This window comes from Chryseobacterium proteolyticum, assembly GCF_046591535.1.
GTDB classification, from domain to species: Bacteria; Bacteroidota; Bacteroidia; order Flavobacteriales; family Weeksellaceae; genus Chryseobacterium; species Chryseobacterium proteolyticum.
Genome location: NZ_JBJLWK010000005.1, coordinates 25,697 through 49,785, shown reverse-complemented (window position 1 = coordinate 49,785; position 24,089 = coordinate 25,697). Strand labels below are relative to the sequence as shown.

Here is a 24,089-nt window from a genome sequence, read left to right as displayed (position 1 = left end):
TATTCACAACGTAGTTTTTTTTTATAAATCATGTTTCATTCCATATTTTTTTTTTATAATTTTAATCTTCCAAAAAACGAAATTATGAAGAAACTCATTCTTGTGAGACATGCAAAGAGCGACTGGCCGGAAGAAACTGAAGATTTTGACAGACCTTTGGCAGACAAGGGTTTGGAGGACGCAATGAACATGTCCAGATTCTTAAAAAACAATAGCATTTCTATAGATTATTTAGTGTCGAGCCCAGCGGTTCGTGCATTGAATACCTGTAAGATTTTCAATCAGACATACCAGTTGAATTATATGACTGATGAAAAGCTATACAACCCTTCAGAAAGGAATTTTGAATCTGTAATTTACAACCTGGATGACCATCATAATTCGGTAGCATTTTTTTCACACAACAACGGAATTTCCAATTTTGCCAACTCTATATCAGAGGATATTTTTCATTTTCCTACCTGCGGAGTTGCCGGTTTTGAAATAAACTGTGATTCATGGTCGGAATTTGATGGAGCAACGAAAAAGCTTTTATTTTTTTACGAACCTGGAAAAATCTAAAATTATTTTAAAAATTTATTGTTTTATTTTTTTTACAATCTCCTTTCTTATGCATAATGCATGAGAAAATTTTTATAAATATCATATCTCCAGTTCCGCTTTTATACATAACAGTTTCTAATATATGGGCAAATATCATGTTGCCCTTTTTGTCATTGTATTCAGAATAAAATATTTTTGTTTTATTAATATTTATTCTAAATAAAAATAATAATGCAAAAACAATTCTATTTCTTACTGTTGATCCTGTTGCTTACAGGGAACACAATTTACGCACAGGTTTCGGCCAGTTCATTTATTACCAATCTGAATACACCCAACCCCATGATCATTGAAGACAATGAAATGTATATCGGCATTTATGCCTTGGATAAAGTGGTAAAGATAAACCTCGATAATCCTGGCGCCACGCCAGTGGATGTGGTTACAGGAGTAAACAGACCTTATGGTCTGGCATTAAAAGATAAATATCTATATATCTCTGAATTTGGAGGAAATAAAATTTCAAGGATCAATCTCAGTATTTCCAATCCGGTGCCTGAAGTTATCCTGACGAATGTAAACAGTCCTCTAGGGCTTGAATTCGTTGGAAATGACCTGTATATGGCTCTTGAGGGAGATAATAAGATTGCCAAAATAGATGTAAGCCAACCGATCCCACAATTAGTGGATATTACATCCGCAGCATCTCCATTTGAATTGGAAATAATCGGAGATGAAATTTTCTACACTGAACGGTTTGAAGGAAGAGTTTCAAAATTTAAACTTAATAGTTCTACTTCCCCAATAACAATAGCTCAGGGATTAAGTTATCCCTCCGGTTTAACCTCTCATGGAAATCAATTATATATTTCTGAAGCAGGAGCCTCTAAAATTTCCCAATTAAATTTCACCCTGGCTAATCCAATAGTTTCCGATGGTATTGTCTCCAGTGAATTCAGCTACCCATCAGGATTAGCCGTAAAAAATAACACGATTTTTATTACGGATTTCTTCGGAGGCTCATTATTAAAAGCTGATCTGGGTGCTTTGTCTGTTTCTGAACAACAGTACAAAAATAAAACACAGATTTATCCCAATCCTGCTAAGGATTTCATAACAGTTATGAACCCTCCATCAAAAGAATATAAAATATATGACATGGTAGGGAAACTTATATTGTCCGGAAAACTCGAAAGAAATAATATCGATATAAGTCAACTGATAAAGGGAGCCTATACCATTCAGACCGGAGATCTGATTAAAAAATTCATTAAAGAATAGTTTATATTAATAATCCGGGCTCTAACAAATATTAGAGCCCGGATTATTATTGTATTTATATTACAGAATTCTTTTTAAATCCAGATCATCAAAATCAAAACTGAAGTCCGTCACATCGGAAATAGCTTTTAGCCTTGCGGATTCAGCCTTCCCGCTTTCATCATAATTAAAGATAATATGCGCATCTGCATCATAACTTCTATCATCCCATTTGATAATGAAAGAATTGTTGGAATAAGGAAGCAATTCTCCCTTTAATCTCGGAGAATTTTCACATGTGATTCTGTAAGCATTTCCCTGCTGGGTAATTTCTACATCCCCAAACCAGATATCATTATATTTTCCAACAAACTGTTCTGCTTTTGGCTGTAGGTTTTTATTCTTTTTAAATGTTTCGGATTTTTCAAAAGCTTCCTTCTTTTGTTTATCGTATTCAGCATTCATTTTAGCCATTCTGTCCCCGTATGTTTTGAGCCAATTCCGGTCTGCAATTCCCAGATAAGAATCCTTTAAAGTATTGGTCACGGTATTAAAAGCTGCTCCGGACTGCTGATTGGTTAAAACGACAATCCCTAATTTCATATCCGGAATCAATGTAAACTGGGTTACGGTGCCGATCAGCCCTCCTGTGTGCTGAATTTGTTTATGTCCTTTAACATCACTCAGGAACCATCCCATTCCATATCCGTAAAAGCTTGTATCATAAGGATTTTTAGGGGCTACCCCACTAGGTATCTGCAGACTCCATAACTGTTGTACCTGTTTATCAGAAACCAGTTTCTTTCCATCTTTCGTTGTGAAATTATTTAATAAGAACTGGGCCCAGGTCGTCATATCTTTGATATTACTCATAATCCCTCCGGCTGCATTTCCTGTTTCATTCCAGTCGTGGGGAACAGCAATTGCTTTTCCATCTACCGGAGCATGGGCATCAATTTTATTGGTTACCCCTTTTGCCCTGTTATAGCTTCCAAAACTGGAGTTCATACCGACAGGTTTCATAATTCTTTGCTCAATAAAATCTGCCCAGCTTAAGCCGGAAATCCTGTGAATAACCTCCCCTGCAACAATGAACATGATATTATTATAATCTAACGTTGTTCTGAAAGGATTTTCAGGTTTCAGATATCTTACATTATGGACGATATCATTTACCGTAAGACTTCCTCCTTCCGGAAAAAACATCAGATCTCCCTGTCCTAATCCCAATCCTGCCCTGTGAGTTACCAGATCCTTTATGGTTACATTTTGAGAAACGTACGGATCATACATCTGGAATTCAGGAAGGTATTTTGAAACCTTATCATCCCATTTCAGTTTTCCTTCGTCTGCCAGAATTGCCAGTGCCGTACAGGTAAATCCCTTAGAATTTGAAGCAATTCCTACAAGAGTATTTTCGTCCATGGGTTGTTTTGAAGCCAAAGAACGAACTCCGAATCCTTTCGAATAGATCAATTGTCCATCTTTAATCACTCCAACGGACATTCCCGGAACATCAAAGGTTTTTAAGGTATTTTGAATGAGCTCATCCAGTTTTTTTTCTTCAACCTGTGCATTCATCAAGCCGACTGTCAAAAGAAAAATGAAAAAGGAAATTTTCTGTTTCATTATTTTTTAAATTTTCTCAAAGTTAATCAATTCGACATTTATTAAGTAAATTTGAACTTTATTTTAAACACGAAGAATATCCCTGAAAGAAAATGTAAGATAATGACTAAAATCCTTCTTCTTTCCGACTCTCATTCCTATATTGATGACAGGATCTTGGAATATGCCAAAGACGCTGATGAAATCTGGCACTGTGGTGATTTCGGTAGTCTTGAAGTGATCGAACAACTTGAGAAAATCGGTCCACTAAAAGGCGTTTACGGAAACATTGATAATGCAAAAATCCGGTCCGAATTTCCGGAGGTAAACAGGTTTTTCTGTGAGAATCTGGAAGTTCTTATGATCCATATCGGAGGTTATCCCGGAAAATATACCGCAATAGCTAAAAAAAGAAATTGGAGAAAAAGCTCCTAAGCTATTTATTTCAGGACATTCTCATATTCTGAAAGCGATGTTTGATGCAAAAAATAATTTACTTCACCTTAATCCGGGGGCATGCGGAAAACAGGGGTGGCACAAAGTGAGAACAATGATGCGTTTTGTGGTCGATGGTGAAGAAGTAAAAGATCTGGAAATTATTGAATTAGGTCCAAAATAGAAATACATATGAAGATTGGAGATCAGGTTTCTGTGGTAGATGAAGATTTAAGCGGGGTTGTAACTTCCGTAAAAGGAAATATTGTTGTTCTTAAAGATGAATATGGTTTTACCCATCAGTATCCAAAGGAAAAGCTGGTTCCGAAAAATGCTTCCATATATGATAATATAAAAGTGGTAAAAAAAGGCTGAACCCAAAAAAATCACTTCAAAGAAACATCAGAAAAATCATATGGTTCTCGACCTGCATTTTCATAATCTCGTTAAAAACCCAAATGATTATGACGGATTCGAGAGACTTTTCCTCCAAAAGGAAAAATTAATCGATACATTGAGCTTCTGCCGGAAAAATCATCTTAAACGGTTGGAAATTGTTCATGGCATTGGAGACGGTGTTCTGCAAAGGATGGTTTTAGATGTTTTAGAAAGCCAGACCGATCTGGATTTTTACAATAAGGAAATACTTCATCATCAATCAGGTGCGGTAATGGTAGAATTTCACTAAATTTGCAGCAATAGAAATATGAACGTACTTAATTTACTTTTTACAAAAGACGGATTAATCTACCAAATTGCGAGGAATAAAAGCATTTTGGAAGAGAAATCTTATTTCGTTAATGAAGAGTCTCCTAAAAATTTTATCGCTGAGAAACTGGATGAAGTTTTAATAAAGCAAAGGTTCGATGAGATTTCTGTCATTTCAGCCTTGAACCATTTTACCCTTATGCCTGAAGGATTTTCAGAACATGAGGCAGGATATGATCTTATTGCATTCAATGCTCCTGTGGATAAGGACAATGAAGAGCTGATGCTGTCCCTTAATAAAAAGTTCAGGATTCAGTTCTATTATACTTTTCCTAAAAACTTTTATAAAAAGATAAAGGAGCTGGCCGTTCCCGTTCACTTTAATTTTTCAGGAGAAAAATTCCTGAATTCAATCAGCCATAAAAACAATAAAGAAATCCACATTAACCTTTATCATAACCAATGTGAATTTTTTGCCCTGGATAATAAAAAACTGATCTTATACAATAATCTGGATGTCAATTCTGAGGTTGATTTTCTTTATTTTGTAATGTTCACATTAAGTAAAATAGGATTTGGAATCAATGAAACCAATTTCTATGCTTATGGAGAAACCACTGAAAATGAAACATTCATTTCTGAATTACAAAAATTCGTAAAGAACCTGAAAATTGTATATGATAACGTTCCTAATAAGAATTTTATACTTAATTAGGTCACAGGTTGCAGACGCCAGGTCTTACCTTACATTGCATCCATTACCAACAATCTAACATCTAAACAACATGTACAGAATAATTTCCGGCCGATGGAAAGCCAAAAAAATTGCCGCCCCAAAAAACTTTGATGTAAGGCCAACTACTGACTTTGCAAAGGAAGCTCTGTTCAGTATTCTGGAAAATAAATATGATATGCAATCGATCTCTGTTCTTGATCTTTTTGCAGGAATAGGCTCTATTTCATTAGAATTTGCCTCCAGAGGCTGTCAGGATGTAACTTCTGTAGAGATGAACCCCAAACATACAAGCTTCATTAATTCTACGGCATCCGAACTGGACATGTCGTTACAGGTTAATGTGCAAAGAGGGGACGTGGTGGACTGGCTCAAGAAATTCAGAAATAAAAAATCTTTTGAAATTGTTTTTGCCGATGCTCCTTTTGAAACTGAAGAGAAGAAATACTATGAAATCATCTCTTTGGTATTAAACAATAAATACCTAAAAGAAAACGGAGTTCTTATTATAGAGCATCAGAGTCGCTTAAAATTTGAACACCCGAATCTTATAGATACCAGAAAATATGGAAACGTAAGTTTCAGCTTTTTTGAACCAACTCAATCAGATACAGAAAACCAGGAACTCTAATTCCTGGTTATTTTTTTGGAATTGGCGATCGCTTCGTCTCCCCATCTTGTAATTTCATTCAAAACAGGAAGAAGCGTCTTTCCAAAATCAGTTAAGGCATACTCCACTACTAATGGTGGTTTTTCCGTATAAACCTTTCTACTGATAATACCGTCTTCCTCCAATTGTTTTAATTGAAGGCTTAATGTTCTTTCCGTAATGGTAGGAATATCTTTCCTGATCTCATTATATCTTTTTGCACCCTCAATAAGATGGTATAAAATCACTGCCTTCCATTTCCCACCAATAAATTTCATGGTGATACTTGTACAACACGGGTACGTTTTATTATCTATTGTATACATTTTACTACTATCCTTTTTGACCGTTCTTGCAAATTTATTAAACTTAAATTAGTTTTGCAACTATAAAAAATATAGTACAAAATTATGAATTTTTTAAACAAAATGAAAACCAGGTATACTGTGAAAAAGTATAATCCACAAGGTAAAGTAAGCGAAGAACAAATTCTTGAATTAAAGGAAATCCTCAACCTGAGCCCTTCTTCTATCAACAGCCAGCCATGGAATTTTATTTTTGTAAATAATCAGAAAATAAAAGAACAATTGGCTGAAGCTTCTTATTTTAATAAGGAGAAAGTATTGGACAGCAGTCAACTCATTGTCTTCCAGGTTCTGAAAAACGTTGAAGATTTTGAAAAGCAAATTCAGGAAAATTTACCTGAAGGATCGATTAATTACTATAAAACGATGGTAAAACCTAAAGGTGACATTGCAATACGGGCCTGGTTAGCCCATCAGGTATATCTCTCTCTTGGTGTATTGCTTGCTGCATGCGCCGAAATGGGAATAGATTCCACTCCTATGGAAGGAATTGAAACGGACAAGTACGATAATATCCTGAAGAATGATCTTTATGAAACTCTATTTGCTGTCACTATCGGAGAAAGATCCGGAACGGACACTAATCAACCGACAATCACCTCTAAGAAAAGACTGAAATCAGAAAAAATAATAGTAGAACTATAACTTTTTAAATGTTGATTAAAATAAAAGCTGCTACATTCCTTGTAACAGCTTTTTATATTATAATACTTTCAATTCCAGGTCTATACTTTTACCAAAGAACTTTTTGGATATCTTTTCGAAATTCTTCGTCAGATCCGAAAGATAAAAGTGATAATTTGGCTTGGCATTAAGATCGTTTAAAAGATTGTATTTATCCAGAATAATTTTCAAATGGCTTGCCACGATATTCGGGGAATCGATAACACGAACACGGTTTCCGTAATATTGTTTGATCTCATCAATTAATAAAGGATAATGAGTGCATCCTAATATCAATGTTTCAATATTTTTTAGCTTGTTATTGCTTAAATAATTGTAAATGATCGCATGTGTAATCGGATGGTTTTTAAATCCTTCCTCAATGGCAGGAACCAGCAACGGAGTTGCCAGCTCATCCACTTTGATCCATTTATTATGCTTTCTTATACTTTTTTTGTACAGCCCTGAATTCACAGTTGCTTTTGTAGCAATCACGCCAACATTGGTGTGGATCTCATAAGATACCTTCTCTGCAACCGGATTAATAACATCAATAACAGGAACTCTTCCGGCAACTGTCTGCATCACTTCATTAAGAGCATTTGCTGTTGCTGTATTACAGGCGATAACAATTGCTTTACAATTCTGCTCCAATAAAAAATTTGTGATTTTGGTAGAGTATTCTATAATAGCTTCACGAGACTTTTCTCCGTAAGGAAGGTGCTTGGTATCACCAAAGTAAATAAGATCTTCATGAGGAAGAAGCCTTTTAATTTCTTTAGCAACGGTTAAACCTCCTACACCACTATCAAAAATTCCGATAGGTTGTTTAGCCGAAAGATGCGAATAGTCTTGTTTCTTAGTTTTCAAAAGAGTTGAAATTTTATACAAAAATAATGAATTTCACCAGTATTACATCAAACTTTTACAATCAAATCAGGAACAGATCTGAAGCAATTCCATCCGCCATAAACCAGTGCTTTTCCGGTATTTTCAAATGATTATTTTCAATAACAAGTATGCCGTCAGCTATCTTTTCTTTAATCTCCTGATCAAATTTCTCAACTATTTCAGGAGAAAACTTATTCTTCAGTTTATCCAGGTCCACTCCCCATATCGTCCGTAATCCGATCATGATCATCTCATTAAACTGGTCTTCCTGCGATAGAATTTCAGTTTCTTTAGCCAAAGAATTTGAATTCAGCTTCTTTACATAAAGCTGATTATTTGCGACATTCCAACTTCTCACGTCAGCTCCGTTATATGAATGGGCTGAGGGTCCTAGTCCCAAATATTCTTTATACTTCCAATAAGACGAGTTGTGCCTTGAATAAAATCCTGGTTTAGCAAAATTAGATACCTCATAATGATCAAAACCATTATCTTTTAAAAAGTCTGACAAATAATAAAACTCTCTATTTTGCTCTTCTTCTTTTGGTGTAGCCACTTTCCCTTTCAAAATCCAGTCGTTCAATGCCGTCTTAGGCTCTACGGTCAGTGCATAAGAAGAGATATGAGGAACATCCAGGGCAATTGTTTTATTCAGATTTTCTTTCCAGATTTCCAAATTAGAAGTGGGAGATCCATAGATCAGATCAATACTCAGGTTTTCAAAACCGAAATCCTGTGCTCTCTTAATAGAATCCTCTGCCTGTGAAGCATTATGAGCACGGTTCATCAACCTAAGGTCATCATCAAAAAAGCTTTGCGTTCCGATTGACAATCGGTTAACCGGTGATTTTGAGAGATCTCTCAGGAAGGTCTTATCCAGATCATCCGGATTGGCTTCCAAAGTAATTTCTACATCCTTTTCAAAACTATAATACTTCAATACCTCATCAACAATTGAATTGATCTCATCTCCTGATAGGATTGAAGGTGTTCCGCCACCAAAGTACAACGACTGTAGTGTTGTATTATGTAATTCATCTTTCCTTAAAAAAAGTTCTTTCTTAATAGCAGAAAGCACCTCATCTTTAGACTGTAAAGATGTTGAAAAATGAAAATTACAATAACTACACTTTTGTTTACAAAAAGGAATGTGAATATAAATCATAAAAAAAGCTCTGAAAAATTCAGAGCTCAAATTTATTTAAATTAAATTGATTAATATCTATATCCTCTATGATTAATAAAGTTATCGAAGTTATAACCTAATCCGATCATAAAGCTGTTTCCTCCATAAGTCTGAATATCAGACAAACCTAAATTATAAGTTGCTCCGATCATAAACTTATTGAATCTTACTTTTACTAGTGGTGAAATACTTAATTGCTGGTTATCAAATCTGTTCTGAACTGATCTGTAACTTACCCCAAAAGAGAATGAATTGATATCATTAAAGAATGTGGCCATCAAGTTATAATCAATTGTTCTTGTAGAATTCGTATTCAAATTGATTAATGCAGATGGTGTAACGTACATATTATCTGCGAAATGCCAGTCATATCCTAAGTTTAAGAAGAACTTGATAGGAGAAGGCTCACGACCATTCACAATAGATTCGTCATTCGTCAAAGCAATATCATTAACCGATACTCCGGCAAAGATATTTCTAAAAGTCGCGGCTAAACCAAAGTTGGCATATGCCATGAAAATATTACTCTCCGTACCCTGCAATAAAGGATCATACCCATCTTCAGTATTGATTTTAGTATAATCAAAATTCATATTGTAAAAACTAACACTGGTACCGAATGAGAACTGATCTTTTCTCTCTCCTTCACTACTAAGCGGAATAAAATAAGAAGCACCCGCTGTAATACCTCCTGCTGAAATAGGACCATTACTATCTCTAAAAACAGATATCCCTGCACCAACTCTATCAAAAATGTTAGCATTGATCCCTACTGACTGCACATTAGGAGACTCATTAAATTTTGAAAATTGCTGTTGATAATTGAGGTTGAGCTGAACATAATCTGTTTTACCGTATTGTGCCGGGTTGAACAGGAACTCACCATCCAAAAGATATTGTTGATAATATGGTAGTGTTTCTTGTGCTTTGTATGCATTTGACAAAAGAGCCAAACACACTATAGCATATAGTTTTCTCATAACAAATCTTGATTTCAATTCAACAAATATAAAAAAAATCTCAATATATTTTTAGTTTTCCAAATAATTTCTCCATTTTTTTACAGCATCCGCCATATCTTGAGGCATTGGGCTTTCAAAATACAATTCCTGTTTAGTGGTAGGATGTATAAAACCTAAGGTATGGGCATGAAGTGCATGTCTTGGCAGGATTTCGAAAACATTTTTAATAAAATGCTTATATTTAGGTAAATTCACTCCTCTTAAAGGCGTATGACCTTCATATCTTTCATCATTGAAAAGGGTATGGCCAATATGTTTAAAATGAGCCCTGATCTGATGGGTTCTTCCCGTTTCCAGTTTACATTCTACCCAGGTCATATATCTGAATCTTTCCAAAACCTTATAATGCGTAACCGCATGCTTCCCGTGGCTTCCATCCTCGTAAACCGACATCTGCATCCTGTTCTTAGGGTGACGCCCTATATGCCCCCGAATAGTACCTTCATCATCCTGTACATTCCCCCATACAAAAGCCCAATATAATCTTTTCGTCTTTCTGTCAAAAAATTGTTTGGCAAGGAAGCTTAATGCATATTCATTCTTGGCGATAACCAGTAGACCCGAGGTATCTTTATCAATCCTGTGAACAAGGCCTACTCTATCCAGATCAGATTTCTCACCATTTTTGGCAAAATGAAATGCAAGAGCATTTACCAAAGTACCATCCCAGTTTCCAAATCCAGGATGCACAACCATTCCGGGTTCTTTATCTACAACAACAAGATCATCATCCTCATAAACAATATTAATCGGAATATCCTGAGGGATAATTACATTTTCTCTTGGAGGATGGGCCAGTAGAACAGAAATCTGATCTCCCGGCTTTACACGGTAATTCTGTTTTACAGGAGTTCCGTTTACGACAACGTTACCTGCTCTGCACGTTTGCGAAATTTTATTTCTTGAAGAATTCTGCCTGAAAATCAGTAAAAACTTATCTATTCTTAAAGGCTCCTGGTTTTTATCGACAGTAATATTGAAATGCTCATACAGTCCTTTATTTTCCTCATCAATATCAATATTGTTGGAATCCAATAATTCTTCATCAAAAAAATCCTCGTTATCTTCTGTCATGATTTTTATTTTTTACACAAAAGGCCTCAACATGATAAGTTGAAGCCTGTATTTTTAATAATAAATGGTAACTACTCTACTACAACTTTCTTAGCCTTTGGCTTTTGAGCTGGCTGTTGTGTACCATTTGTTGCTGTTTTATTATTTCCAGCATTATTATTTCCCGCAGGAGTATTGGTTGTTGTACTCTTAGGTTTACTTTCGGTTGTTGTTTTCGGCTTCGTATCAGCAGTCGCAGGTTTTGAAACCGGAGTTTTAGAAACTTCCGTTTTAGCAGGTTCAATTTTTTTTATGAACCACTGGTGGTACAGGAACTGGTTCGTAAACAGGCTGCTGATGAACAGGAACTTCTTCATATTGTATAGGTGGCAACGAAGTATCTACCTTCATACGGTATACGGAGTTCAGCTCTTCTATTTTAGAACGCAATTCTGCCGGAGTCTTTTTACTTGCCCAGAGGTCCATCTGCATTCCCTGATCTCTTACATCTCCTGCAGCAGGATCCTGATAATAGATAATATCAGATTCATCTTTACCTCCATCTTCATGTTCTACCAGTCCTACTTCAAACATACTTCTTGTAATTAATGCTCTGGCCTCTTTTACCGTTAAGCCAACTACATTAGGAATAGATATATTTCTCATGGGTCCTGAACCAACTACTACATCTATCGTTGAGAACCTAGGAATCAGCGATCCTGGTTTCATAGGGTTTCCTTTAAATAAAATTCTAAGTACTGCATCTTTCTGGATGCTAGGCTCGAAGATAGTATCTCCCACTTTCAGACCTACCTGATCTATCCTTTGGAAAGCCAGACCTGAATATTTGTTAATAACATCAGGAATTGCAACCGGAGCCCAGCTTCTCGGGTTTACGATCAGATAAATAGCTCTTCCATCCTTTACATGGGAACCAGGAGTAGGAGACATCTTTAAAACCTGGAAAGGTTTGTATTTTGGATCATAAGCAGCACTATCTACTTCATAGCCCAGACCGGCATCATCTAATATTTTTACCGCCTCATGAACGGATTTGTTTACAACATTGGGAACCGGAATTTCCTGACCATGATTCGTATGGTATTCTAACCAACGAAATGTAAGCCATACCAACCCTATAAAAACACCGATGGCTATTAACAAATTCAGTAAAACTTTCCAGTTGAAAAGTGATTTAAGCATACTTAAAAATACTTTAATTATAATGGCAAATATAGCTAATAATTTTAGAATGTACTTTTTATTTATCACATTTCATATTTGGTTTCAAAATTTCGGATTTTCACCTGTTGCATTACATAAAATGATTAAATTTGCCTTAATTGATACTATTTGGTTATGAGCAAAAAAAGTGTTGCCGTAGTTATGGGCGGATATTCTGATGAATACGTAGTTTCCCTGAAAAGCGGTCAATTAATTTATGATTCGTTGGACAGGAATCTGTATGATGTATATAAAGTAGTTGTTTTAAAGGATAAGTGGTATTTTCTGGATCAGAACGAAAAGGAATATCCGATCAATAAAGGAGACTTCTCTGTAACATTGGAAAATAATGAGCAATTGAAGTTTGATGTATGCTTTAATATCATTCACGGAACACCTGGTGAGAACGGCATACTTCAGGCCTACTGGGATGCTATAGGGCAAACTTATACGGGTTGTGATTTTTATCAGAGTGCCTTAACTTTTAATAAAAAGGACACTTTAGCAGTTCTGTCCAAATATGGTATCCCATCAGCAAAAAGTATTTATCTGAGAAAGGGTGAAAATATTAATGTTGATGAAATAGTAGACTATCTTGGTCTTCCCCTATTTGTAAAGCCTAACCAATCCGGTTCATCATTAGGAATTACTAAAGTAAAAGAAAAGTCCGAATTACTTCCGGCGACAGAAGTTGCATTTAAGGAAGATCATGAAATTTTAATAGAAAGCTTCCTGGATGGAATGGAAGTATCTGTAGGGGTAATTGATTTTAAAGGAGAGACAATTGTTTTGGGGATTACGGAAATTGTTCCTACCAATGAATTCTTCGATTATGAAGCCAAGTACGAAGGTGCTTCAGAAGAAATAACCCCTGCAAGAATTGACGAAGAAACAACAAAAAGAGTTGAAGAAATTTCAAAAAAGGCCTATGACTCTTTAGGAATGAGTGGTTTTTCACGCAGTGAATATATATTGATGGACGGCATTCCTTATATGCTCGAAATGAATACAAACCCGGGATTTTCTCCGGCAAGTATTCTTCCACAGCAGGCAAAACATTACGGTATATCCATAATGGATCTTTGTGGAAATGAAGTTGAAAAAGCATTAGCGAAAAAACCAAACTAATTATGAAAATTGCTGTTTTTCCGGGATCATTCGATCCTATTACTCTAGGTCACTATGACATTATAGAAAGAGCCGCTCCCCTTTTTGATAAATTAATTATTGCCATCGGACAGAATTCCCAAAAGAAATACATGTTCCCGCTTGAAAAAAGAATGGAATTTATCCAGAATTCTGTTGCAGAATTTCCCAACGTAGAGGTTGACTATTTTGAAGGCCTTACTGTTGATTATTGTTTTGAAAAAAATGCACAATACATAATCCGCGGATTAAGAAATCCTGCAGACTTTGAATTTGAAAAAGCAATTGCCCATACCAACAGAACTTTGGCCCATAAGAAGCTTGAAACTGTATTTTTATTAACTTCATCAGGAAAATCTTTTATCAGCAGCAGCATTGTAAGGGAAATCATCAACCACAACGGAGAGTATGAACTTCTGGTTCCTGAAGCGGTAAGAGTAGAGAAGACAAAAAAATAAATAACGGTTGATCAGTGATAAATGGTAAAGGATTTGCTTATGGAAGAACCATCAATCTATTATCAGATATCATTCAAAATATATGCACGAACAGTTCAATTTTGCCATAGAAGTATTGGGGACAATTTCCTTCTCGATGTCGGGAAGCTTTGCTGCTATGCAAAAACGACTTGATCCTTTTGGAGTTCTCATTATAGCTTTCGTAACTTCAGTGGGAGGAGGAACTGTTAGGGATCTGCTTCTGGATATTCCGGTATTCTGGATGCATGATTTACTGACCTGCGCTGTTATTATTATGACGAGCATATTTACGATGGTCTTTAAATCTTTTGAAAAAAACTTTCAGGTTACCTTATTTATTTTTGATAGCCTGGGACTCGGCTTATTTACCATTATAGGTATCCAGAAAGGTTTAAATGCAGACATCCATCCTTTGATATGCATCGGACTCGGAACTATTACAGGTTGTTTCGGAGGGATTATCCGGGATATTTTACTCAACAGGATACCTCTGATCTTCAGAAAAGAAATTTATGCTACAGCCTGTATTTTTGGCGGAGCTGCTTTCTTACTGATGACAAAATATTCTAACCTTTCCTACACTTTTATCCAGATTTTTACGATCCTTCTGATAGTGGTGATCCGTACACTGGCGGTAAAATACCACTGGCAGATGCCTAAGTTCTACGGATATGACCACAATTCGGAAATGTAGATCATACAAAACAATATAAAAAGGCAGAAAGTAAACTTTCTGCCTTTATTTTTTATGGTAAGGAATCGATTATCTTATTTTCCCTCCTCTTTGTCTCATATTAGGGTTATGCATATGTTTCTGCATTGTCGGCATCTTCAACTGATCTTTCATCATTTTGATCTGATCTGTCATCATTCCTGCACTATCCAATCTTTTAGCTTCTTCCAATAATTTCTGTCCTTCCTGTTTTCTTCCTTTAGAAATGGCAGAAGCAGCAAGATTTAAAGTAGCCATTGCTCTGTCATGTTTCATATTTAAACCGTACTCAAGTGCTTTCCTCATTAAAGGCTCAACTTTGGTAGGATGTTCCTGAGCCAGAGTTAATCCCTGCAGATAATGGAAATAACCATATTGAGATTTATGAAGCTGTGTCTGATAGTTCCTGATATGGTCTAAATAAGTTACAGCTTTTTCCATATTCTGTTTTCTCAATTGCCAGAAAGCCAAAAGGATATATTCATTTTTAAAGAAAAGAAAGATCGGCAAAGCTGAAAGAAGAAAGATTACAATTCCCCAACCTAAATTTCTTGTGAAAATCATCATGGCAAGTCCACCCAATATAAGAAGAGCTGCGATTACAATTTTTATGTATTTATTCATTATTCAATTTTAGAAGTGCAAAGATAAAAAATTTAGAGGTTAGAAGCTAGAACTTAGCCGTCAGAATTCTACTCCTGTTTACTTTTAATCCTCTCAAACGTTTGAAAACAGAAATCATACGGGTTCTTTTCATCCTTTTCATGGCAAATTTCATTTGTTTTTGCCCAGATTTTACCATCTATTTTTGGAAAAAAGGTATCCGCTTCAAGATCTGCTTTTACTAAAGTTACTTCAAGCTTGTCCACAACATCCATCGTCTGTTCATATATGTTTCCTCCGCCTATTATAAAGATCTCCTCATCAATTTTCTTGGCAAATTTTACAGCCTCCTTGATACTGCCCACGATCAGGATTCCTTCTTCAAACCAATCTTTTTTTCTTGAAATAACAATATTGGTACGGTTAGGAAGTGGCTTCCCGATGCTTTCATAGGTTTTTCTTCCCATGATTACCGGATGTCCGGAAGTTATATCTTTAAAATGTTTTAGATCTTTCGGAAGATGCCAGAGTAACTGATTATTAAAACCAATTTCATTTTTCTCCCCCATTGCTACCACAATTGTTGTCATTCAAATAATTTTCCACAAAATTAGCACATAATTTGTATATTTGATTAGCACAAAAAATTTAAAAAAATAAACTATGAAAAATAAAGGCTGTTTGAGCGCCGGAACTATTGGCATTGCTCTCCTTATCATTGTTGCCGTAATCTTCTTCTGGGGAAAAAGCGGATATAATAATTTCGTAACAAAAGAACAGAATGTTGACAGCAAATGGTCTAATGTAGAGACTGTTTATCAGAAAAGAGCCAACCTGATTCCTAACCTCGAAAGAACGGTAAAATCATATTCTAAATTTGAACAGGAAACTTTAACCAAAGTAATAGAAGCCCGTTCGAAAGCGACCTCTATAAATATTGATCCTACCAATATGACAGAAGCTGACCTTGCGAAGTTTCAGGCTGCACAGGGAGAATTATCAGGAGCTTTAAGCAGATTAATGGCTGTGGTAGAATCATATCCTAATTTAAAGGCTGATCAGCAGTACATCAATTTCCAAAGAGAATACACCGCAATTGAAAACAGTATCAGATCTGAAACGGTTTATTTCAATGATGCTGCGAAAGATTATAACACTACGATAAAAACTTTCCCAAATAATATTTTGGCGAATTTTACAAACTTTAAAGAAAAACCTTATTTCAAAGCAGAAGCCGGAGCTAATAAAGCACCAGAAGTTTTCTCTGAATAATGAGCAATTTCCTGACAAATCAACAAATAGCTTCCCTGGTGGAAGCTATTCAGTCTGCGGAAGAGAATTCTACAGGTGAGATCAGAGTGCATATAGATTCCCATACGGAAACCCAGCATGCCCAAACAGCGCTGGAAGTTTTTAAAAAGCTTGGTATGCACAAAACCACGCATAGAAATGCAGTACTTTTCCATGTTAATTTTGAACAAAAATACCTTACCATTATTGGTGATACGGGAATTCATGAAAAAGTACATCAGTATTTCTGGGACCACCTGCATGACTATATAACTTCTGAATTTGCCAAGGGAAATTATTACAAAGCTTTGAAGAGTGCCATTCTTGAGACTGGTATTGAATTAAAAAAATATTTTCCTGTAGAAGGAGAAAATCCCAATGAACTCCCCAATGAAATTACGTTCTCTTAAATCAGTATTTTCATTTCTATTGATCTGCTTTTACACTTTTGTATCAGCACAATATACCATTCCTAAAAAACCAGCTGTTTTATATCCTGTATATGATGAAGCTAACCTGCTTTCACAACAGGAAAAAGATGATCTTAATAATAAGCTGATCAAATTCGCAGATTCGACATCTACAGAAATTGAGGTGATTATTATTCCAAGTACAAAAGGAGAAGATGTCAATTTTCTGGCAACAATGTTTGGTGAAAAATGGGGAATCGGAAAGAAAGGGGTAGATAATGGAATTGTTTTTCTTATAGCAACTCAGGACAGGACGATGTCTATACAGCAGGGAAGAGCAGTAGAACAATATCTTACCGCCTCAGTTTCCGGACAAATACTGGATTATATTGTAACTCCTAACTTCAGGCAAGGATTGTGGTATGAAGGGATAAACCGCGGTACTTCAGCCATTATGGAAGCTGTTCAGGGGAAATTTAAGCCTGTAAATGAACCGGCAACAGGGGAAGGAAATGGAAAGGCATTGAGAGTTCTTATCATTGCTTTCGTCATATTTATTATTCTGGCTATTCTCTTCGGAAACCGAGGAGGTGGTGGCGGAAATAATGATGATGACGATGTAATCCTGAACAGAAGAGGACGCAGAAATTACCCTGGTGGGTTCTTCCCTTTCCCGGGCAGCTTCGGCGGTGGAGGCTTTGGTGGCGGAAGTTCCGGAGGAGGTGGATTTGGCGGCTTCGGAGGAGGTGGAAGTTTTGGCGGAGGAGGTGCATCCGGAGGGTGGTAACATACACATTAACAAAATATAAAATCAGCCATATAATGACTGATTTTTTTTTTATTTAAAACACTAAAATAAGAACATTTTATTGCTTTATTTTAATAAAAAATTTAAGTTTTTGTATTAATAAATTAACAAAACCTCTTAAAAACTATCGTTTTTCTATTAATTTTTTAATATATTTACTGAAAACAGGATTATGAAAAAGACATTGGTGGTTTTTGCACATCCTTATCTGGAACATTCAAACTCGAATGTAGAGCTTATCAATTTCTATGTTCGTCATCAGCATTTCACGCTTCGTGATCTTTATGAAGATTATCCGGATTTTCACATTGCTGCCTTTAGAGAAAGAAAACGACTGAAAAATTATGACCGTTTTATTTTTCAGTTTCCGATTATCTGGTTTGGAATGCCTCCTTTGTTGAGATTATGGATTGATGAGGTTTTTGATCGAGACTGGCTTAAAGAAGGGGAATATAATCCCCTTGAAGGCAAAGAGGTATACATTCTGGTCACAACAGGAGGGAAAGAACGGTCTTTTACCAAAACAGGAACATATCAATACACGATTGACGAGCTGATCAGTGGATTAATTGTTTCTTTAAATGTTTTTAAAGCCAATATCAAAAATATTAAAATCGTTTATGAAGCCAATAAGCTTACTAAAAAGGAAATTATTCTTCATAAAAAAGAGTTTATGGAACTATTGAATCAATGAAATAATATATGGAATCTTCTTTAGCAATTAACACGTTACTTTTTCTGGGTGTAGCCATTATTATGGTTCCACTTGCCAGGAAATTTGGGTTAAGCTCCGTCATTGGATATATTGCAGGAGGAATCATTATTGGTCCTTACGTACTTAAGCTCACAGGCAAGAATGTCAATGACATCATGCATGCGAGTGAGTTTGGCGTAATCATGCTTTTATTTTTAGTAGGATTAGAACTGGAACCCAGGAAGTTCTGGGAAATGCGGAAAAAGATTATAGGATTGGGATTAACCCAAATGGTTCTCACCATCTCCCTGCTCATTCTGGTTTTCATCAGTGTTGGATGGAGAGCAGACCAGGCTACTGCTGTAGCAATGTGTTTCGCTTTGTCATCTACCGCTATTGTATTGCAGACCTTACAGGAAAAGAACAACCTCAAAACTACAGCAGGAGAAGCCTCTTTCTCCACTTTATTATTTCAGGATATTGCTGTAATTCCCATTCTTGCCATACTGCCTGTAATAGCACATTATAAACCAAGAAACCATAACAATGAAATACAGGTGATTATTCAGAAACTTCCTGAGTGGCTACAGGCTGCAACGGTACTTTTTGGAGTAGCAATCCTTATTCTGTTGGGAAGGTATGTATTTGTTCCTTTCTTAAGATATGTTTCGAAATCCGGAATGACCGAATTGTTAACAGCCTCTTCCCTATTTCTTGTTATTGGAGTTGCCGAACTTATGGTTGCCATTGGTCTGTCTCCGGCATTGGGTGCTTTCCTTGCAGGTGTCATGCTTGCAAACAGTGAATTCAGACATGAACTGGAAGCACAGATCGACCCTTTTAAAGGTTTATTGCTCGCGGTTTTCTTTGTCAGTGTAGGATCAACGATGAATTTCAATATCATCCAGGATGATCCTTTATTTATATTCAGTACTGTTTTTGCAGTTTTGATCGTAAAGTTTATAGTTCTCTATGCTATCGGAAAATTCTTTAAAATAGACACCCCTCAAAGTCTGTTTTATGCGTTTGCCCTTTCCCAGGTCGGAGAGTTTGCTTTTGTCCTTATAAATTACGCATCTGATCTTTACCTACTCGGTCCTGAATTAAATGACCAACTTATGGCAGTAACAGCCATTACAATGTGTATTACTCCTTTTCTTCTGATTGTAAATGACAAATTTTTCACACCTAAATTTATCAAAGAAGAACCGGATACTGATCACGATTTTAATATTCTGGGGAGCGATGTTGCACAAAAGAAAATTATTATTGTTGGGTTCGGCCACTTTGGAAGTACGGTAGGACGGCTTTTAAAAGCCAATAAGATTTCAGCGACTGTTTTGGACAGAGATTCTGATCGGGTAAAATTGTTGCGTAGCTATGGTTTTAAGGTCTATTATGGTGATGCAACCCGTATTCCGATTTTACGTGCAGCAGGAATTGAAGATGCCGAGATACTGGTCCTTTGTCTTGATGATCCTAATGATAATATGTTTATTGCTGATCTTGTCCGTGAGCATTATCCCGATGTGAAAATTTTTGTAAGAGCTAAAAACAGAATTGATGCATACAGCTATCTCAATAAAGGTGTTGATAAAATTTACAGAGAAACATTGGGCACAGCTGTAGACATGGCTATAGACGTTCTTCATGAAACAGGCATGAGAAAATATGCTGCCAGACGTCTCGGAAAGAGATTTATGGCCATAGATAAAGCATCTATCAGAAGGCTGGCAAAAATAAAAGAAGAAGATGAACTGCTCCTGTTTACGACAAAAGAACTCCTCCAAAGAGAGGAGGAGCTATTGGCATTTGATAATCTTAGTTTCGATAATAAAGATTGGGAAGGTGCCTCATCCGTTGAAGAAGAAGAGGATACTGAAGATTAATACCTAGTGTATATTAACGCTTCCTCCACTACTCTCTTCTTTATTTACAGAAGTTACATTTCCTTTTTTGTGAACATCGATACTTCCGCCTGAAGATGCATTAGCATCTATTTTGGATGTAGCGCTTATCTCTACGCTTGCTCCGCTGGAAGCTTCTGCTTTTACATTTTCTGCAAGAACCTGCTCTGCAGATACGCTACTTCCTGAAGAGGATGTAATATTTGCATTTTTAGATTTCCCCGTTAATGAGATGCTTGCAGCTGAAGAAGCATCAATTTCTAAGTCAACAGCCCAGATTTTTCCTTCAAAACTACTGCTGCTACCCGCTGAAATTTCAAAATTATTCGCTTCCAGATCTCCGGTAACACTTCCCGCGCTGGAAATTTCTATATCCGTTTTCTCCTGGGTAAATTTATCTTTAACTGTGATTTTTCCGGCAGAATTTGCGTCAAGCTTGGTAAAATCCTTGGCATAAATTTTAGCGGTAACATTATTTTGATTCATCACTCTGATTCCCGGTTTATAATGGATATGAAGTTTCCCACCCGTATTATCTACAAGGATTTCATCAATAAGATTCTCTGGTGCAGAGATCACTACTCTTTCAGTTTCAGATTTTATAATCTCAGCATCAATAGCCTGAGAAACCTCAATTTCATCGAACTCGCCTTTAAATTCTTTCTCTCTGATAGGGCCGCTTCCTTTGTCCACTACCTTTGAAACCCAATCACTTTTTTCCTTGTTTTTCCTGTCATATTTTTCATTACATGCAGACACTGCTATTAAAGTTGAAAAAATAAAAAGAGTCGTCGTTTTCATATGTATTAATTTTTTAATTTAAGTTTTAGTATTCTTTTATATTAATAACAACTAAAGTATAAAAAATATTACAACTGTTTAGTTAATTACATTCCTAAAACTGATCAAAGGTAAAATCTTATATTTTTGATTTAAATTCTGCGACCATGTTATTTTCAGGAAAGACTTTACCGGAAAGCGGCTATTATAGTTTAGTTTTTAATATCTTTATGCTTCAATAATAAGTAATTTTATGAAAAATATTTCATCGGTATTATTAATTTCTGCCTTGGCATTTAACTACTCTTGTACTACAATGAAAAAAACCGATACTCAACAGGAAGTTCCTGTACCAGATTCTTCTCTTTCTTCAAATCCATTTATGAAAAAAAGTAAGCTTCAGTACGAAGCTCCGGAATTTGATAAGATTAAGAATGAAGATTTTAAACCTGCTTTTGATTTTGGATTAAAACAGCATGATGCTGAAATTGTTAAAATTGCAAACAATCCGGCAACGCCTACTTTTGAAAATACAATTGTCGCTTTGGAGAAAAGCGGGGAGGTATTAAAAAGAGCCCTGATTGTATTTTCGAATTTAACAAGCGCAAATACTAATCCCACATTACAATCACTGGATGAAGAATACGCCCCGGTTTTTGCAGCACACTCTGATAAAATGTATCTTAATGACAATCTTTACAAAAGAATACAATCTATTAAAGAGGATGGTTTAGATTCTGAAAGTAAGAGATTATTACAATATTATAAGCAGAATTTTGAGATCGCTGGTGCTAATCTTTCTGCGGCGGATAAAGAAAAATTAAAACAGGTAAACCAGGAACTGGCCTCGCTTTCCACTCAATACTCCAATAAATTACTGGAAGCAAGAAAGCAGGGAGGTGTTTTCTTCTCGGACGCAAAGGAACTTGATGGCCTTTCTGCTGATGAAATTGAAGCAGCAGCAGCGGATGCAAAAACAGCAGGACAACCCGGCAAGTATTTATTAGCATTACAAAATACAACACAACAGCCGCTATTACAGAATCTTAAAAACAGAGCTACCCGTGAAAAACTATTCAAGGCTTCATGGTTTAGAGCTGAAAAAGGAGATGCCAATGACACAAGGGAAACTATCGAAAAACTAGCTAAACTAAGACTTAAAAAAGCCCAGATCCTTGGTAAAAAAAAGCTTTGCAGAATGGAAACTCCAGGATCAGATGGCTAAAACGCCGGAAGCAGCTACTAAACTGATGAATCAGATTGCAACTCCAGCAGTAGAAACTGCAAGACGTGAAGCAAAAGATATCCAGGACCTTATCGATCAGCAAAAAGGAGGCTTTAAAGTAGAGCCTTGGGATTGGAATTTCTATGCAGAACAGGTAAGAAAAGCAAAATTTGATCTGGATGAAAATCAAATCAAACCTTATTTTGAAGTAACCACAGTTTTAGAAAAAGGAGTTTTTTATGCTGCCGAAAAGTTCTATGGGCTTACGTTCAAAAAAAGAACTGACCTTCCAACCTATCATCCTGATGTGGTAACATATGAGGTTTTTGACCACGACGGAAAATCAATTGCTATTTATTATCTTGATTTTTACACAAGAGATTCTAAAAACGGAGGTGCATGGATGAGTAACTTTGTTGAACAATCTTACCTTTTAGGAACAAAACCTGTGATTGTAAATTGCTACAATTACCAGAAACCGGCACCCGGTAAACCTTCATTGATCAGTTATGATGATGTTTCTACCATGTTCCATGAATTCGGACATTCAATACACGGAATGTTTGCAAGCCAGAAGTATCCTTCTCTTTCCGGGACTAATGTCCCTAGAGATTTTGTAGAATTCCCTTCACAGATTAATGAACATTGGGCTCTGGATCCTGTTATTCTGAAAAACTATGCCCTTCATTATGAAACTAAGCAACCTATCCCACAAGCATTGGTTGATAAGATCAAAAAAGCGGGAACTTTTAATCAGGGGTACATGACTACCGAATTGGTTTCGGCAGCAGAACTGGATATGGATTGGCACACAGTAACAAATGAAAGTCAGCTTATTCCTGTTCTGGAGTTTGAAAAACAATCCCTTGCCAAGCATGGATTTAATCTGGCTACTGTTCCACCGAGATATCATACACCTTATTTTGCGCACATCTGGGGCGGTGGATATTCAGCGGGATATTATGCTTATTTATGGTCTGAAACATTAGATAATGATGCCTGGGAATGGATCAAAAATAATGGCGGCTTAACAAGAGAAAATGGAGACCGTTTCAGGAAATACATTCTTTCTGTAGGAAACTCTGTAGACCTGAACCAGGCATTCAGAGATTTTACAGGACATGATCCGGATATAAAACCTTTATTGAGAAACAGAGGGTTTATTAAATAATAATTGAAAAGCATTCATTAATTTGAATGCTTTTTATTTGTAAAATACATAATGTGAAATTTGTGGTATTATGATAAAAAATCATGATTTTTGTATTTTAAAAAATTGAAAAATGAATTGTCCATGTTGTTCGGGTAAATTATACGCTGAATGTTGCAAACCCTATCACACCGGAGAGAAGCATGCTCCAACTGCCGAAGCATTAATGCGCTCCAGATTTTCGGCTTTTGCAATCCCAAATGGTGAATATCTTATGGAAACTACTCTACCCGGAAAACGTAAATACCACAATAAAAAAGATCTGCAGGAATGGGGAGAGATTAATGAATGGGTACAACTTGAAATTATCCGGACACCTGCTTTGAACCATGTGGAATTTAAAGCCCACTACATTGATCAGGATGGAAATCCACAAGTTCATCATGAATTTTCTGTTTTCCAGAAAATGCACGATCGATGGTACTATGTTTCCGGAGAATTTTTAGATTAAAATACTTAGCTGAACTGATTATAAAAAAAAATGT

At 36.0% G+C, this 24,089-nt stretch carries 27 protein-coding genes and 2 pseudogenes; 18 read left to right on the top strand and 11 right to left on the bottom strand.

Annotated elements, in window-relative coordinates:
* The first annotated feature begins 84 nt into the window (after positions 1 to 84).
* Complete coding sequence (locus tag ACJ5H0_RS17850; protein WP_273650691.1) at positions 85 to 561, top strand: SixA phosphatase family protein; 477 nt, start codon at positions 85 to 87, stop codon at positions 559 to 561.
* A 213-nt stretch (positions 562 to 774) separates the two neighbouring features.
* A complete protein-coding gene (locus tag ACJ5H0_RS17845) occupies positions 775 to 1,824 on the top strand; it encodes a T9SS type A sorting domain-containing protein (protein WP_411251068.1) in 1,050 nt (349 codons plus the stop codon).
* 60 nt (positions 1,825 to 1,884) lie between these two features.
* Here ACJ5H0_RS17845 and ACJ5H0_RS17840 read toward each other — a convergent pair whose 3' ends face one another.
* Complete coding sequence (locus ACJ5H0_RS17840; RefSeq protein WP_411251066.1) at positions 1,885 to 3,432, bottom strand: serine hydrolase; 1,548 nt, start codon at positions 3,430 to 3,432, stop codon at positions 1,885 to 1,887.
* A gap of 102 nt (positions 3,433 to 3,534) precedes the next feature.
* Here ACJ5H0_RS17840 and ACJ5H0_RS17835 point away from each other — a divergent pair.
* The 5 genes and pseudogenes from ACJ5H0_RS17835 to rsmD all read left to right on the top strand — a co-directional run bounded on the left by ACJ5H0_RS17835 (position 3,535) and on the right by rsmD (position 5,918).
* A pseudogene (locus tag ACJ5H0_RS17835) lies at positions 3,535 to 4,030 on the top strand (metallophosphoesterase family protein).
* Between the two features lie 8 nt (positions 4,031 to 4,038).
* On the top strand, positions 4,039 to 4,221 hold the full coding sequence (locus ACJ5H0_RS17830; protein WP_411251063.1) for a hypothetical protein: 183 nt from the start codon (positions 4,039 to 4,041) through the stop codon (positions 4,219 to 4,221).
* A 40-nt stretch (positions 4,222 to 4,261) separates the two neighbouring features.
* On the top strand, positions 4,262 to 4,534 hold the full coding sequence (locus ACJ5H0_RS17825) for a Smr/MutS family protein (RefSeq protein ID WP_411251061.1): 273 nt from the start codon (positions 4,262 to 4,264) through the stop codon (positions 4,532 to 4,534).
* 18 nt (positions 4,535 to 4,552) lie between these two features.
* The gene (locus ACJ5H0_RS17820; protein WP_273650686.1) at positions 4,553 to 5,269 is read left to right on the top strand and encodes a DUF3822 family protein; all 717 of its coding nucleotides are present in this window, start codon (positions 4,553 to 4,555) and stop codon (positions 5,267 to 5,269) included.
* Between the two features lie 70 nt (positions 5,270 to 5,339).
* A complete protein-coding gene (gene rsmD, locus ACJ5H0_RS17815) occupies positions 5,340 to 5,918 on the top strand; it encodes a 16S rRNA (guanine(966)-N(2))-methyltransferase RsmD (RefSeq protein ID WP_273650685.1) in 579 nt (192 codons plus the stop codon).
* On the opposite strand, the gene ACJ5H0_RS17810 is transcribed toward rsmD, so the two are convergent.
* The gene (locus ACJ5H0_RS17810; RefSeq protein WP_172283622.1) at positions 5,915 to 6,262 is read right to left on the bottom strand and encodes a winged helix-turn-helix transcriptional regulator; all 348 of its coding nucleotides are present in this window, start codon (positions 6,260 to 6,262) and stop codon (positions 5,915 to 5,917) included. The two genes, rsmD and ACJ5H0_RS17810, sit on opposite strands and share 4 nt — an antisense overlap.
* 84 nt (positions 6,263 to 6,346) lie before the next feature.
* On the opposite strand from ACJ5H0_RS17810, the gene ACJ5H0_RS17805 reads away from it, so the two are divergent.
* Positions 6,347 to 6,946 (top strand): nitroreductase family protein, encoded by a 600-nt coding sequence (locus tag ACJ5H0_RS17805; protein WP_306614562.1) that lies wholly within the window; start codon positions 6,347 to 6,349, stop codon positions 6,944 to 6,946.
* A gap of 57 nt (positions 6,947 to 7,003) precedes the next feature.
* On the opposite strand, the gene murI is transcribed toward ACJ5H0_RS17805, so the two are convergent.
* From murI to ACJ5H0_RS17775, 6 genes are all read right to left on the bottom strand, one after another.
* On the bottom strand, positions 7,004 to 7,834 hold the full coding sequence (gene murI, locus ACJ5H0_RS17800; protein ID WP_411251056.1) for a glutamate racemase: 831 nt from the start codon (positions 7,832 to 7,834) through the stop codon (positions 7,004 to 7,006).
* Between the two features lie 61 nt (positions 7,835 to 7,895).
* Complete coding sequence (gene hemW / locus ACJ5H0_RS17795) at positions 7,896 to 9,020, bottom strand: radical SAM family heme chaperone HemW (protein ID WP_411251053.1); 1,125 nt, start codon at positions 9,018 to 9,020, stop codon at positions 7,896 to 7,898.
* 50 nt (positions 9,021 to 9,070) lie between these two features.
* Positions 9,071 to 10,021 carry a PorP/SprF family type IX secretion system membrane protein gene (locus ACJ5H0_RS17790; RefSeq protein WP_172283607.1) on the bottom strand — a complete coding sequence of 317 codons (951 nt, stop codon included), beginning with the start codon at positions 10,019 to 10,021 and terminating at the stop codon, positions 9,071 to 9,073.
* 51 nt (positions 10,022 to 10,072) lie between these two features.
* Positions 10,073 to 11,137 carry an RluA family pseudouridine synthase gene (locus ACJ5H0_RS17785; RefSeq protein ID WP_172283605.1) on the bottom strand — a complete coding sequence of 355 codons (1,065 nt, stop codon included), beginning with the start codon at positions 11,135 to 11,137 and terminating at the stop codon, positions 10,073 to 10,075.
* Positions 11,138 to 11,208: 71 nt separating this feature from the next.
* The gene (locus ACJ5H0_RS17780) at positions 11,209 to 11,493 is read right to left on the bottom strand and encodes a hypothetical protein (RefSeq protein ID WP_411251049.1); all 285 of its coding nucleotides are present in this window, start codon (positions 11,491 to 11,493) and stop codon (positions 11,209 to 11,211) included.
* Positions 11,417 to 12,319 (bottom strand): PASTA domain-containing protein, encoded by a 903-nt coding sequence (locus ACJ5H0_RS17775; protein WP_411251046.1) that lies wholly within the window; start codon positions 12,317 to 12,319, stop codon positions 11,417 to 11,419. Before ACJ5H0_RS17775 ends, ACJ5H0_RS17780 begins: the two co-directional genes overlap by 77 nt.
* Positions 12,320 to 12,475: 156 nt before the next feature.
* Here ACJ5H0_RS17775 and ACJ5H0_RS17770 point away from each other — a divergent pair, with 156 nt between their 5' ends.
* The 3 genes from ACJ5H0_RS17770 to ACJ5H0_RS17760 all read left to right on the top strand — a co-directional run bounded on the left by ACJ5H0_RS17770 (position 12,476) and on the right by ACJ5H0_RS17760 (position 14,659).
* The gene (locus tag ACJ5H0_RS17770) at positions 12,476 to 13,468 is read left to right on the top strand and encodes a D-alanine--D-alanine ligase (RefSeq protein ID WP_172283601.1); all 993 of its coding nucleotides are present in this window, start codon (positions 12,476 to 12,478) and stop codon (positions 13,466 to 13,468) included.
* Positions 13,469 to 13,470: 2 nt separating this feature from the next.
* A complete protein-coding gene (gene coaD, locus ACJ5H0_RS17765; protein WP_172283599.1) occupies positions 13,471 to 13,944 on the top strand; it encodes a pantetheine-phosphate adenylyltransferase in 474 nt (157 codons plus the stop codon).
* Positions 13,945 to 14,026: 82 nt separating this feature from the next.
* Complete coding sequence (locus ACJ5H0_RS17760) at positions 14,027 to 14,659, top strand: trimeric intracellular cation channel family protein (protein WP_172283597.1); 633 nt, start codon at positions 14,027 to 14,029, stop codon at positions 14,657 to 14,659.
* 69 nt (positions 14,660 to 14,728) lie between these two features.
* Here the strand turns inward: ACJ5H0_RS17760 and ACJ5H0_RS17755 are convergent, their stop codons facing one another.
* Together ACJ5H0_RS17755 and ACJ5H0_RS17750 are read right to left on the bottom strand one after the other, a co-directional pair.
* A complete protein-coding gene (locus ACJ5H0_RS17755) occupies positions 14,729 to 15,301 on the bottom strand; it encodes a tetratricopeptide repeat protein (protein ID WP_172283595.1) in 573 nt (190 codons plus the stop codon).
* A gap of 68 nt (positions 15,302 to 15,369) precedes the next feature.
* Positions 15,370 to 15,870, bottom strand: coding sequence for a dihydrofolate reductase (locus tag ACJ5H0_RS17750; RefSeq protein WP_345990683.1), 501 nt, complete (start codon positions 15,868 to 15,870; stop codon positions 15,370 to 15,372).
* 73 nt (positions 15,871 to 15,943) lie between these two features.
* On the opposite strand from ACJ5H0_RS17750, the gene ACJ5H0_RS17745 reads away from it, so the two are divergent.
* The 5 genes from ACJ5H0_RS17745 (at position 15,944) to ACJ5H0_RS17725 (ending at position 20,371) form a co-directional block, all read left to right on the top strand.
* Entirely contained in the window at positions 15,944 to 16,552 is a 609-nt protein-coding gene (locus ACJ5H0_RS17745; protein ID WP_172283591.1) for a LemA family protein, read from the top strand.
* On the top strand, positions 16,552 to 16,980 hold the full coding sequence (locus tag ACJ5H0_RS17740; RefSeq protein WP_194304275.1) for a TPM domain-containing protein: 429 nt from the start codon (positions 16,552 to 16,554) through the stop codon (positions 16,978 to 16,980). The genes ACJ5H0_RS17745 and ACJ5H0_RS17740 overlap by 1 nt, the downstream gene beginning before the upstream one ends.
* The gene (locus tag ACJ5H0_RS17735; RefSeq protein WP_306614570.1) at positions 16,961 to 17,767 is read left to right on the top strand and encodes a TPM domain-containing protein; all 807 of its coding nucleotides are present in this window, start codon (positions 16,961 to 16,963) and stop codon (positions 17,765 to 17,767) included. Before ACJ5H0_RS17740 ends, ACJ5H0_RS17735 begins: the two co-directional genes overlap by 20 nt.
* Before the next feature lie 193 nt (positions 17,768 to 17,960).
* Complete coding sequence (locus ACJ5H0_RS17730) at positions 17,961 to 18,482, top strand: NAD(P)H-dependent oxidoreductase (protein WP_172283587.1); 522 nt, start codon at positions 17,961 to 17,963, stop codon at positions 18,480 to 18,482.
* 8 nt (positions 18,483 to 18,490) lie between these two features.
* Positions 18,491 to 20,371, top strand: a complete 1,881-nt coding sequence (locus ACJ5H0_RS17725) for a monovalent cation:proton antiporter-2 (CPA2) family protein (protein ID WP_411251038.1) — start codon at positions 18,491 to 18,493, stop codon at positions 20,369 to 20,371.
* A 3-nt stretch (positions 20,372 to 20,374) separates the two neighbouring features.
* On the opposite strand, the gene ACJ5H0_RS17720 is transcribed toward ACJ5H0_RS17725, so the two are convergent.
* The gene (locus tag ACJ5H0_RS17720; RefSeq protein WP_306614573.1) at positions 20,375 to 21,190 is read right to left on the bottom strand and encodes a head GIN domain-containing protein; all 816 of its coding nucleotides are present in this window, start codon (positions 21,188 to 21,190) and stop codon (positions 20,375 to 20,377) included.
* 232 nt (positions 21,191 to 21,422) lie between these two features.
* Between ACJ5H0_RS17720 and ACJ5H0_RS17715 the strand changes: the two are divergent.
* Both ACJ5H0_RS17715 and ACJ5H0_RS17710 read left to right on the top strand, forming a co-directional pair.
* Positions 21,423 to 23,565 (top strand): annotated as a pseudogene (locus tag ACJ5H0_RS17715) (M3 family metallopeptidase).
* Positions 23,566 to 23,677: 112 nt separating this feature from the next.
* Complete coding sequence (locus ACJ5H0_RS17710) at positions 23,678 to 24,055, top strand: YchJ family protein (RefSeq protein ID WP_273650674.1); 378 nt, start codon at positions 23,678 to 23,680, stop codon at positions 24,053 to 24,055.
* The last annotated feature ends 34 nt before the right edge of the window (positions 24,056 to 24,089 follow it).

Coding starts and splice junctions, on each gene's coding strand:
- ACJ5H0_RS17805 (WP_306614562.1), top strand. CDS start 6,347: ATGAATTTTTTAAACAAAATGAAAACCAGGTATACTGTGAAAAAGTAT.
- ACJ5H0_RS17710 (WP_273650674.1), top strand. CDS start 23,678: ATGAATTGTCCATGTTGTTCGGGTAAATTATACGCTGAATGTTGCAAA.
- ACJ5H0_RS17745 (WP_172283591.1), top strand. CDS start 15,944: ATGAAAAATAAAGGCTGTTTGAGCGCCGGAACTATTGGCATTGCTCTC.
- ACJ5H0_RS17735 (WP_306614570.1), top strand. CDS start 16,961: ATGAAATTACGTTCTCTTAAATCAGTATTTTCATTTCTATTGATCTGC.
- ACJ5H0_RS17840 (WP_411251066.1), bottom strand. CDS start 3,432: ATGAAACAGAAAATTTCCTTTTTCATTTTTCTTTTGACAGTCGGCTTG.
- ACJ5H0_RS17740 (WP_194304275.1), top strand. CDS start 16,552: ATGAGCAATTTCCTGACAAATCAACAAATAGCTTCCCTGGTGGAAGCT.
- ACJ5H0_RS17725 (WP_411251038.1), top strand. CDS start 18,491: ATGGAATCTTCTTTAGCAATTAACACGTTACTTTTTCTGGGTGTAGCC.
- coaD (WP_172283599.1), top strand. CDS start 13,471: ATGAAAATTGCTGTTTTTCCGGGATCATTCGATCCTATTACTCTAGGT.
- ACJ5H0_RS17780 (WP_411251049.1), bottom strand. CDS start 11,493: ATGAAGAAGTTCCTGTTCATCAGCAGCCTGTTTACGAACCAGTTCCTG.
- ACJ5H0_RS17750 (WP_345990683.1), bottom strand. CDS start 15,870: ATGACAACAATTGTGGTAGCAATGGGGGAGAAAAATGAAATTGGTTTT.
- rsmD (WP_273650685.1), top strand. CDS start 5,340: ATGTACAGAATAATTTCCGGCCGATGGAAAGCCAAAAAAATTGCCGCC.
- ACJ5H0_RS17790 (WP_172283607.1), bottom strand. CDS start 10,021: ATGAGAAAACTATATGCTATAGTGTGTTTGGCTCTTTTGTCAAATGCA.
- ACJ5H0_RS17720 (WP_306614573.1), bottom strand. CDS start 21,190: ATGAAAACGACGACTCTTTTTATTTTTTCAACTTTAATAGCAGTGTCT.
- ACJ5H0_RS17810 (WP_172283622.1), bottom strand. CDS start 6,262: ATGTATACAATAGATAATAAAACGTACCCGTGTTGTACAAGTATCACC.
- ACJ5H0_RS17785 (WP_172283605.1), bottom strand. CDS start 11,137: ATGACAGAAGATAACGAGGATTTTTTTGATGAAGAATTATTGGATTCC.
- ACJ5H0_RS17830 (WP_411251063.1), top strand. CDS start 4,039: ATGAAGATTGGAGATCAGGTTTCTGTGGTAGATGAAGATTTAAGCGGG.
- ACJ5H0_RS17850 (WP_273650691.1), top strand. CDS start 85: ATGAAGAAACTCATTCTTGTGAGACATGCAAAGAGCGACTGGCCGGAA.
- ACJ5H0_RS17755 (WP_172283595.1), bottom strand. CDS start 15,301: ATGAATAAATACATAAAAATTGTAATCGCAGCTCTTCTTATATTGGGT.
- ACJ5H0_RS17820 (WP_273650686.1), top strand. CDS start 4,553: ATGAACGTACTTAATTTACTTTTTACAAAAGACGGATTAATCTACCAA.
- ACJ5H0_RS17845 (WP_411251068.1), top strand. CDS start 775: ATGCAAAAACAATTCTATTTCTTACTGTTGATCCTGTTGCTTACAGGG.
- hemW (WP_411251053.1), bottom strand. CDS start 9,020: ATGATTTATATTCACATTCCTTTTTGTAAACAAAAGTGTAGTTATTGT.
- ACJ5H0_RS17760 (WP_172283597.1), top strand. CDS start 14,027: ATGCACGAACAGTTCAATTTTGCCATAGAAGTATTGGGGACAATTTCC.
- ACJ5H0_RS17775 (WP_411251046.1), bottom strand. CDS start 12,319: ATGCTTAAATCACTTTTCAACTGGAAAGTTTTACTGAATTTGTTAATA.
- ACJ5H0_RS17730 (WP_172283587.1), top strand. CDS start 17,961: ATGAAAAAGACATTGGTGGTTTTTGCACATCCTTATCTGGAACATTCA.
- ACJ5H0_RS17825 (WP_411251061.1), top strand. CDS start 4,262: ATGGTTCTCGACCTGCATTTTCATAATCTCGTTAAAAACCCAAATGAT.
- ACJ5H0_RS17770 (WP_172283601.1), top strand. CDS start 12,476: ATGAGCAAAAAAAGTGTTGCCGTAGTTATGGGCGGATATTCTGATGAA.